General features: G+C 43.1%; 9 protein-coding genes. 5 read left to right on the forward strand and 4 right to left on the reverse strand.

Annotated features, from left to right (window positions below):
* Positions 1-153: 153 nt before the first annotated feature.
* Positions 154-831 (reverse strand): uracil-DNA glycosylase, encoded by a 678-nt coding sequence (locus NWP22_RS08460; protein ID WP_271732839.1) that lies wholly within the window; start codon positions 829-831, stop codon positions 154-156.
* Between the two features lie 331 nt (positions 832-1,162).
* On the opposite strand from NWP22_RS08460, the gene NWP22_RS08465 reads away from it, so the two are divergent.
* The 5 genes from NWP22_RS08465 to thyD all read left to right on the forward strand — a co-directional run bounded on the left by NWP22_RS08465 (position 1,163) and on the right by thyD (position 7,352).
* On the forward strand, positions 1,163-2,728 hold the full coding sequence (locus NWP22_RS08465) for a CPBP family intramembrane glutamic endopeptidase (protein WP_280801733.1): 1,566 nt from the start codon (positions 1,163-1,165) through the stop codon (positions 2,726-2,728).
* A gap of 615 nt (positions 2,729-3,343) precedes the next feature.
* Positions 3,344-3,619 carry a TM2 domain-containing protein gene (locus NWP22_RS08470; RefSeq protein WP_271732836.1) on the forward strand — a complete coding sequence of 92 codons (276 nt, stop codon included), beginning with the start codon at positions 3,344-3,346 and terminating at the stop codon, positions 3,617-3,619.
* A gap of 37 nt (positions 3,620-3,656) precedes the next feature.
* Entirely contained in the window at positions 3,657-3,848 is a 192-nt protein-coding gene (locus NWP22_RS08475) for a hypothetical protein (protein ID WP_271732835.1), read from the forward strand.
* Between the two features lie 113 nt (positions 3,849-3,961).
* Complete coding sequence (locus NWP22_RS08480; protein WP_271732833.1) at positions 3,962-6,400, forward strand: heavy metal translocating P-type ATPase; 2,439 nt, start codon at positions 3,962-3,964, stop codon at positions 6,398-6,400.
* 31 nt (positions 6,401-6,431) lie between these two features.
* Complete coding sequence (gene thyD, locus NWP22_RS08485; protein WP_280801734.1) at positions 6,432-7,352, forward strand: thylakoid membrane protein ThyD; 921 nt, start codon at positions 6,432-6,434, stop codon at positions 7,350-7,352.
* A 47-nt stretch (positions 7,353-7,399) separates the two neighbouring features.
* Here thyD and NWP22_RS08490 read toward each other — a convergent pair whose 3' ends face one another.
* From NWP22_RS08490 to NWP22_RS08500, 3 genes are all read right to left on the reverse strand, one after another.
* Positions 7,400-7,642 carry a hypothetical protein gene (locus tag NWP22_RS08490; protein ID WP_271732829.1) on the reverse strand — a complete coding sequence of 81 codons (243 nt, stop codon included), beginning with the start codon at positions 7,640-7,642 and terminating at the stop codon, positions 7,400-7,402.
* Positions 7,643-7,766: 124 nt separating this feature from the next.
* Positions 7,767-8,189 carry a hypothetical protein gene (locus NWP22_RS08495; protein ID WP_271732828.1) on the reverse strand — a complete coding sequence of 141 codons (423 nt, stop codon included), beginning with the start codon at positions 8,187-8,189 and terminating at the stop codon, positions 7,767-7,769.
* Between the two features lie 86 nt (positions 8,190-8,275).
* A complete protein-coding gene (locus NWP22_RS08500; RefSeq protein WP_271732826.1) occupies positions 8,276-8,632 on the reverse strand; it encodes an iron-sulfur cluster assembly accessory protein in 357 nt (118 codons plus the stop codon).
* Between the last annotated feature and the right edge of the window lie 456 nt (positions 8,633-9,088).

Consider the following 9,088-nt stretch of genomic DNA (forward strand, 5'->3'; position numbering starts at 1 on the left):
GGGAACAGGGAACAGGGAACAGAGATTAAGAAGGAATATTCAGGCATTTTCTTCAATAACCAACATTATTTCCCTTATACGGTAAGCTTTTTCGGATTTTATCAAAACAATTTAGCATATTAGGTACTGAAGAACCAGAATCCTTAACTTCTGCTATTTTTCAGTAATTTCATCTAACTTAGCGCGGACTGCTTGCATATCTTGCCACATTAACCATTTAGGCTTACCTACTTCCTTAGAAGGGTTACGCAGCAAATAAGAAGGGTGAAAAATCGGCATACACAAACGCCCCTCCCACTCCATCCACTGACCGCGAATTTTGGTCATTGCTTGTTTATCGCCGGTGATACCTTTTACCGCTGTTGCACCAGTGAGTAAAATTATTTTCGGGTCAACAAGGCGAATTTGTTCTAACAAGTAGGGTTTGCAAGCGGCAATTTCATCAGGGGTAGGGACTCGGTTTTGTGGTGGACGACACTTATTAATATTGGCAATATATACATCACGTTCAGTACTCAGATTCACAGATGCTAATATTTTCTCTAGTAACTGTCCTGATCTGCCGACAAATGGTAAACCAGTCTCATCTTCACTTTGACCAGGGGCTTCACCTATGACCATAATTGGTGCTTGGAGATGACCACGCCCGACAACAGCATGAGTCCGACTGTCTCCCAAGGTACAACGGTGACAGTGATGACAATCCTGTGCCAACTCGCTAATATTCTTGTATGTTCCCGGTATGATGGGTATTTTTGCGTCTGTAGGAATTAAATCTCGCGGGTTTGAGTTGGGGTGGTCAAAAAGGTTGAGTTGGATGTCGCTGCTCATGAAAACCAAAATTTTAGGTTAGCAACAGATGACTCTATTGCTGGCTGAGTCATGATATTACCATTTTCCAGTAGGATTCATAAAACCCAACCCCAGCATCAAGTACTGACATCAATATAGAAATCCGGTTTGGTTTCTGAATTGATTTGTCTAGGTATGGAACAGGGAACAGGTAAGAAGAATTGCCGTTTGTACTGAGTCTTGTTCAAAAATCAAATAGAAGTCCTATATATTAAAAATATTAATATATTGATCAACCTGCGGCTGTTTCTTGCAAAGATTATGAAGCAAAGGGTAAGCCTTACCCTGGTGAATTGTTCAAGGGGAATAGATGACGATTAAGCGGTTAATTTTATTTTTTGTCCTCACACCGATAGCAGTCCTGTTGTCAGTCTCGTCTTTATTCGGTAGTTTACAAGAACCCCAGTTTCAGACAACTTTGGAACTGTACCAAACTAATATTGCACTCCAAGCCCAAACTTGGCTGCCAGAAGATATTAATGACGATAATTTGTCAGCAATTAAAGCTGCCATTGTGGGAGATCAACCTCTAGAAAGTGCTACCAAGCAATATCAGCAGGTACGTGAGTCGGTTCAAACAAATTGGGATAAGGTTCAAAACCAACTTGCTCAACCTCAGACTATTCCCCTACCTCCTAAACCTTTAGGAGGGGAACCCCCCCAAAGTCAGGCTTCGCCTGAAGACAAGCAAGAAAAGTTACGGCGATCACTCCAACAACTGCAAAAATTACGGGCTGACTTAGACTTAAGTCTGGGAATTTTACAAGCAAAGCAAGGACGGACAGATACAGCCATCCAGACTTGGGAAGAATTGCAGCAAACCGGGGAAGTAAATCCAGTGCGGGAAACTGCTGCTGTGTTGACTGGTCTATGGAGTACTCCCCCCCGTGTCTTACCCAATGCTCAACAGCTGATTAATCAAAATTTAGATGGTTGGTTTCGCTCTACTGCTTTAATTGAACTGTATCAACTGCAACAACGACAGGCAGCTTTATCGGAAATTAGAGCGGAACAACAAGAAGCTGCTAGCCAGTCTGTGACAAAACTAGCCCTAATTGCCACAATTCCCACGGTGACAGCATTAATAGGTCTAATATTACTGGTTTTCTTGATTGGTCAGCGTTTGCTCAAGGGGAAAGCTGCTTTATTGGCTCGCAATGCTGATTTATCTTGGTCAACGCCTTGGGGTGGAGAAACCATTCTCGAAGTTTTTGTGGTGGGCTTTTTCTTTATGGGGCAAATCTTTGTGCCTCTGTTGCTATCCCTATTACCCATAGAGCGCCCTATTGTCAATGTGCGCTTTCAGGCTTGGTCGGTGTTAGTTAGCTATATGATGGTGGCATCGGGTGCACTGCTGGTGCTGTATTTATCGATTAAGCGTTTTTTGCCGCTCCCAGACCAATGGTTTCGCTTCCGGTTGCAGGATGGATGGTTTTTATGGGGATTTGGGGGTTATTGCGCGGCTTTGCCGATAGTGGTACTGGTGTCGTTGATTAATCAACAATTATGGCGGGGTCAGGGGGGTAGTAATCCTCTGTTACAACTAGCTTTGGAAAGTCAAGATAGTATGGCTCTGGGGCTGTTTTTTTTGACGGCTGCGATCGCGGCCCCCATTTTTGAAGAACTGCTGTTTCGCGGCTTTTTATTGCCTTCTTTGACTCGTTATGTACCTGTGTGGGGAGCAGTTATTTTCAGTAGTTTGTTGTTTGCGATCGCCCATTTGAGTTTATCAGAAATCCTGCCTTTAACAGCTTTGGGTGTGGTTTTAGGGATAGTGTACACGCGATCGCGTAATCTCTTGGCACCTATGCTTGTCCATAGTCTGTGGAATAGTGGCACTCTACTGAGTCTCTTTATCTTAGGTAGTAGTAATTAATATAACATTGCTACACGGTTGATAATTTGTCAACGATTTGTTTTTATTTGCATATAATAACTATTGCACACCAAAATTCCCCACTCAGTTACTAGGCTGATCAGCTAATGTTGTACTTGTAGCAAAGTTTCCTGAATCATCGGGAAATAGCATCTACAAATAATACAAGTACTATGCATTAGTATTTAATTAATCCCACAAAACACAGCTAACTGCACTTGAACCCTATATCCTTGTAGGGAATGGGGCGCAGGTTAACACAGCGGCTGTGGTCTTGTAATATTAACGAATTGTTAATATTAATTAGAATATAGTCATCCTATTTGAGTTGAGAAATTATCAGTGAGGAAAGGGAACAGGGAAGAGAAATTGTTCATGAATCATTTAGGATTGCTATACTTTCCAAATATACTCAGAGGAATAATTCCTCTGGATCATATTGTCAACTGGGTATTTAAACTAGACCAGTTAGCTTTAATGATGAATGTGGAAAATGTAGCTTGCAAAAACTTCAAAATCTATTTAGTCAATATTTACTGAAAAAATATGTTGGGTCATTTAAGTATCGATTAAAATTCTAATTTTATATTCACTTCCGAGCCGAATAGAACTAATATGGCAAATTTCAACACCACTCAACCAACTAAACAACTGATTGCTGGTTACTGCGGCATTATTTGCGGAGGATTTGGAGTTCATAAATTCGTTCTGGGATATACTCCAGAAGGCTGCATTATGTTGATTATAGCTTTAGTTGGAGGTTATTTTACCTACGGCATTAGTTTATTAATTATGCAGCTTGTGGGTTTAATTGAGGGCATGATCTATTTAAACAAAACCTCGGAAGATTTTGTTAATACCTATTTTGTGAATAAGCAGGGGTGGTTCTAGAAGTTGCTATTAGCCAGAGGAAGTTATTTTTAGAGATATGCTAACAATTAAACCTAAATCTCTCACATGGGCGATGTTGCTGCTGCTGGGTATGGGCTACTTCAGCGCCGTGTCTATTTTGGACATTAACTATTTTGGTAAGAGTCTGATTGCTATGATGCCTATACAAGTGGTAGCTGTGATATATGTAACTTATATCAGAAAGATGGCTACAAAAATTCAACATTAGCGCATAAGTTTATGATGATTGAAGTTCTGTCAAATCTCCAAATTTCGCCTACGCTCAAAAGAGGTACGCTTTTATTAAGGCGTTGAATTTTCGTAGCCAACTCAACACTTGTCATGCAACTGACCCCGAAAACTCAGTTTACTCCAGAACGAAGCCCGACCTTAGAGAAAATTATCCTCGATGTGGGGGGGATGAAATGTGCTGGATGTGTAAGCGCTGTAGAGCGACAGCTAACCCAATATCCAGGAGTGAAAAGCGCCTGTGTGAACTTGGCTACAGAGGTAGCTGTGGTAGAGTCAGAACCTGGTGCAGTGGACCCGGACACACTAGCACAGCGATTAACATCAGCTGGATTTCCCTGTCAACCGCGTCAGACTAGGGGAAAAGTAGCTGGAGAAACTACGCTTGAAGAAAAAGAAGCACAAAAGCGCCAAGAAATGCGTTCTTCATTGCAGCAGTTAATCATTGCTGGGGTGCTGCTGGTGTTGTCAGGAATCGGACATTTTGAGAATATAGGCTTGTCGATCTTCTCAGAATTAAACAATATCTGGTTTCACTGTGGATTGGCAACATTGGCCATAATCATTCCCGGCCGCCCCATTATAGTAGAGGGTTGGCGGGGATGGCGGCGCAATTCGCCTAATATGAATACTCTGGTGGGATTGGGAACGCTGACAGCCTACACTGCTAGTTTAGTAGCGCTGCTATTCCCCAAAATGGGCTGGGAATGCTTCTTTGACGAACCAGTAATGATGCTGGGTTTTATCCTCCTGGGTAGGACTTTAGAACAACAAGCCAGAGGAAGAGCGTCGGCGGCCTTTAGAGAATTGCTCACACTCCAACCACAAGTAGGACGGTTGATTCTCAACCCAGACCCGGAAAAAATAGGTTTGGGAACCAATATTATGGAGATTCCCGCAGAAAGGGTGCGTGTTGGTGAATGGTTGCAAGTACTACCAGGAGATAAAATTCCTGTGGATGGTGAGGTGCGCTTTGGGCAAACAACGGTGAATGAGTCCATGCTCACCGGGGAATCTGTACCAGTGATGAAGCAGCCCGGAGATATGGTAGCTGCTGGAACTATTAATCAGTCAGGAGCATTGGCTATAGTCGCCACTCGAACTGGTAGGGATACTACTTTGGCGCAAATAGTTACCCTAGTAGAAACAGCACAAACGCGTAAAGCGCCAGTGCAAAAGTTAGCCGATACGGTGGCGGGTTACTTTACTTATGGTGTGTTGACGGCCTCTGTATTGACATTTGTTTTTTGGTTTTTTTGGGGTACTCACATTTGGAGTGATGTGACGGTTTCTGGGGGTATGGAAATGATGAACCATTCCCCAATGTCTCATACAGAGGTCATGGATGGGGTTCTTACCCACTCTCCTCTGCTAACCAGCTTGAAACTAGCGATCGCGGTTATGGTTGTGGCTTGTCCTTGTGCTTTGGGACTGGCGACCCCGACAGCAATTCTTGTAGGAACCGCCATGGGTGCTGAACGGGGTCTGTTAATCAAAGGTGGTGATGTCTTGGAAACAGTACACCAGTTAGATACTGTGGTATTTGATAAAACAGGTACTCTTACAACTGGTAATCCTACTGTAACAGATTGTCTACCTATGGGAGAATGGAAGGATGACAAACCCTACTCTCTCCTACAACTAGCAGCAGCAGTGGAAAATGGCACTTACCACCCCTTAGCTAAAGCCATTCAACAAGCAGCACGGGAGCAAAATCTATGTATTCCTGACGCTGTGGATTTTCATACGGAACCGGGATTGGGTGTATCTGGTGTTGTGGAGGGTCTGTCTGTAATTTTGGGTAACTGCGCTTTCTTGAGTCAGCATGGCGTGACTTGGAGTGACGCTGCAGAACAGATGATCCTACAGCTAGCAGAAGATGGTAAAACAGTTGTGGGGGTAGCAGTTGGGGGAAATTTAGCCGGACTGATTGCTGTGCAAGACCCCCTGAGAGCGGATGCTCAAGCTACAGTCAACCAGTTGCGTCATATGGGTTTACGGGTTATTTTGCTCAGTGGCGATCGCTATGAAGCAGCTAAGTCCGTAGCTGAACAACTAGGACTAGATGGCGCTGATGTGATGGCTGGGGTTCTCCCCAGTCAAAAAGCGGTTCTGATCCAGGAATTACAAACACAATCAGCCTCTAAAGTCGCTATGGTTGGCGATGGTATTAATGATGCGCCGGCTTTATCACAAGCAGATGTCGGCATTGCTTTATATTCGGGAACAGATGTAGCCATGGAGACGGCGGAAATTGTCTTGATGCGCGATCGCTTAAATGATGTTGTCGCTTCAATTCAACTGAGTCGCTCTACTTTCAACAAAATCCGCCAAAATCTATTTTGGGCATTTGCATACAATACTATCGGTATTCCCTTAGCTGCGGGTGTATTATTACCCAGTTTTGGGTTTATTCTTAGTCCATCTGGGGCGGCAGCATTAATGGCTTTTAGCTCTGTGAGTGTTGTTACCAACTCAATCTTATTGCGCAATTGGTCGTCAAAAATCAAAGACTCATCACCGCTCGGTTAAAATAAGGGTTTGGTGGAAGTGCATTAAGATTATGAAAGTAGCAATTACAGGAGCAACAGGATTTGTCGGTAGTCGTTTGGTGGAAAAACTGCACAAGGAGGGTCATCAAATACTGGTGTTCACCCGCAACCCTGCTACAGCGGTGAAGGTTTTTCCCCCAGGGGCTTTTCCTCAAGTAGAAATTGTAGCCTATACCCCCATTGTGTCTGGTTCTTGGCAAGAAGCTATCAACCGTTGTGATGGTATAGTTAATTTAGCGGGAGAACCCATTGCTGAGGAACGCTGGACACCAGAACAAAAGCAGAAAATCCTCAATAGTCGCCAGCTAGGTACGCAGAAAATTGTCGAAGCTATAGCTCTGGCTAATCCTCGTCCCTCTGTGTTAGTTAATGCTTCTGCTATTGGTTATTATGGCACGAGTGAAACTGCTACCTTTGATGAAACCAGTTCACCTGGTGAGGATTTTCTAGCTCAAGTCTGTGAAGCCTGGGAAGCAGAAGCCCAAAAAGTTGAAGATGCTGGTGTCCGCTTGGTTATTCTGCGTTTTGGCATCGTTTTAGGCAATGGTGGCGCTTTGGCGAAAATGATTACACCTTTCAAGCTGTTTACAGGTGGACCCCTTGGTAGTGGTCGCCAGTGGTTATCGTGGATTCACTTAGATGATTTAGTAAATCTAATTTTGCAAGCTTTAACTAACCCGGGGATGAAAGGTGTGTATAATGCCACTGCTCCTCATCCTGTGCGGATGGCAGAGTTAAGCCAAACTTTGGGGGAGGTTATGCAACGTCCTTCCTGGTTACCCGTTCCTGGCTTTGCTCTGGAGCTGCTGTTAGGGGATGGAGCTATGGTAGTTTTGGAAGGTCAAAAAGTTATGCCTCAAGGTACTTTAGAGGCTGGCTTTAAGTATCAATATCCTCAATTATTACCAGCATTGCAAGAAATTATTGGGTAGGTTTTCACACCGGAGGAAAGAGGACTAATGTCCTCACTAAAAAACTGTTAATTAGCCTGAAATTTGCGGGAAATCCAACTAATTAAACCGCTAAGGATAGCGCCCCCCATCAGGATACCAATTGCTGGGTTAAACAGAGGTTGCCAAAGTTGATGCCATAAATCTAAACCGAGGTTGATTCCCGCAGCATCGCCAAAGGCGGCGATCGCTAACCAGCCAAAGCCAAATAAAACTAAGAATACATCAGCAACTAAAATCAAGTTTAGCCAGTTTAATAATTTTTCTTTCATACTGAGAATTGGAGTTGAAAAACCGGTATAGATATAAAGGGCTTGGGAAATTTTTTGGTTTCCCCTGTATCCCCCTAGAAGTTTTCCTCTGGGGAGAAAAACCCGGGGGATCTGATCCTAAATTTTAGGACTCAAATAGCCAGGTTTTAACTTTTGCCAAACTTTGCCAATCTGGTTTCCGGCTTAAACCATCGGCAATACTATCTTTAATATCGCTTTCCCATTCTGGGTTAACAAAAATTAACTGTTTGGCAAAATCAATATGTTCTCGTAATCCTTTTTGACCTGTTTCCAGCATTGAAACCGCCAAATTAATTCTGGCTTGTGGGTCTTGTGGATTTAACTTCACCGCCTTGTATGCTGCTTTGTAAGCCAAGTTGGGTTGATTTTCTAGCAAGTACAACCAAGCTAAACAAATCCAAGCAGAACTTGTTTTCGGGGCGCGATCGCACACTTCTTGAAATACTGGGATTAAAGATTCTGCTGGTTCACCAGCTTTATAGCGTTCCAATCCTGTATCAAACAGGAATTCAACTGTTTGAGCCATAGCAAATCAGTTAATAGTTATATAATCAATAGTCAGTAGTCAGCCGTCAATAGTCATGAACAACTGACAACCAACCACTGACAATATTACACTCCAAACGACTTACCGCAACCACAGGTTTGGGCTGCATTGGGGTTAGTAAATTGGAAACCACCACCAATCATGGCATCGCTATAATCGAGCATTAAACCATAGAGATATAATAGACTTTTGCGATCGCAAACAATTTTGAAGCCATCGTAATCAAACACTTCATCATGAGGAGTGATCTTGCTGGTGTCCTCAAAGTCCATCATGTAAGACATCCCAGAGCAACCACCTTGACGAACTCCCACTCGTAAGCAAAGTTCTTCTCCTTGCTTTTGTTGGAGGGATTTAACCTGGCGCAAGGCTGCTTCACTTAGTTGAATTCCACGTTGTTGAGACTGAGTTGCTTGTGTCATGTTGCCGTTTCAACTCCTTTAATGGTATAATACTTAACCTATTTAGGTGTTTGATAATTCTCGGATCACCATTGAGTTTTTGCTCTTATTGTAGCGAGACTGAGATGATTATTTGCCAAATTGTAAACAATTGGTCAAAAGTAGCCAAAACTTTTTATCCTAGAATGGAAGGATTGGGTATTTCCAGAGTTCGGCTCCTTATAACAACCATCAGTTGCAACTACTCTTCAGGTGTGGTCTTAGAAAGATTTTACCCAAGGCTAGCTGCTATATAAAACCTAGACAAAGCTAGAGTTTACTTTCTACTTCAACGGGAGCATGGGAGCGGTTATCCCTTAGTAGACTTGCACGCCTTAGCCAGACGCGATATTTCTCTTAAGATTTACAAGAAAGACTACCGCTATCATTGCTTGGTTTTCGCGTTGGCAATAGTCTTAATTCAATACTTGATATCGT

The sequence above is a fragment of the Anabaenopsis tanganyikae CS-531 genome, from assembly GCF_029891675.1.
GTDB lineage: Bacteria > Cyanobacteriota > Cyanobacteriia > Cyanobacteriales > Nostocaceae > Anabaenopsis > Anabaenopsis arnoldii.

Excerpts from the sequence above, each read along its gene's own strand:
- NWP22_RS08460 (WP_271732839.1), bottom strand. The coding sequence starts at position 831 with ATGAGCAGCGACATCCAACTCAACCTTTTTGACCACCCCAACTCAAAC.
- NWP22_RS08465 (WP_280801733.1), top strand. The coding sequence starts at position 1,163 with ATGACGATTAAGCGGTTAATTTTATTTTTTGTCCTCACACCGATAGCA.
- NWP22_RS08470 (WP_271732836.1), top strand. The coding sequence starts at position 3,344 with ATGGCAAATTTCAACACCACTCAACCAACTAAACAACTGATTGCTGGT.
- NWP22_RS08475 (WP_271732835.1), top strand. The coding sequence starts at position 3,657 with ATGCTAACAATTAAACCTAAATCTCTCACATGGGCGATGTTGCTGCTG.
- NWP22_RS08480 (WP_271732833.1), top strand. The coding sequence starts at position 3,962 with ATGCAACTGACCCCGAAAACTCAGTTTACTCCAGAACGAAGCCCGACC.
- thyD (WP_280801734.1), top strand. The coding sequence starts at position 6,432 with ATGAAAGTAGCAATTACAGGAGCAACAGGATTTGTCGGTAGTCGTTTG.
- NWP22_RS08490 (WP_271732829.1), bottom strand. The coding sequence starts at position 7,642 with ATGAAAGAAAAATTATTAAACTGGCTAAACTTGATTTTAGTTGCTGAT.
- NWP22_RS08495 (WP_271732828.1), bottom strand. The coding sequence starts at position 8,189 with ATGGCTCAAACAGTTGAATTCCTGTTTGATACAGGATTGGAACGCTAT.
- NWP22_RS08500 (WP_271732826.1), bottom strand. The coding sequence starts at position 8,632 with ATGACACAAGCAACTCAGTCTCAACAACGTGGAATTCAACTAAGTGAA.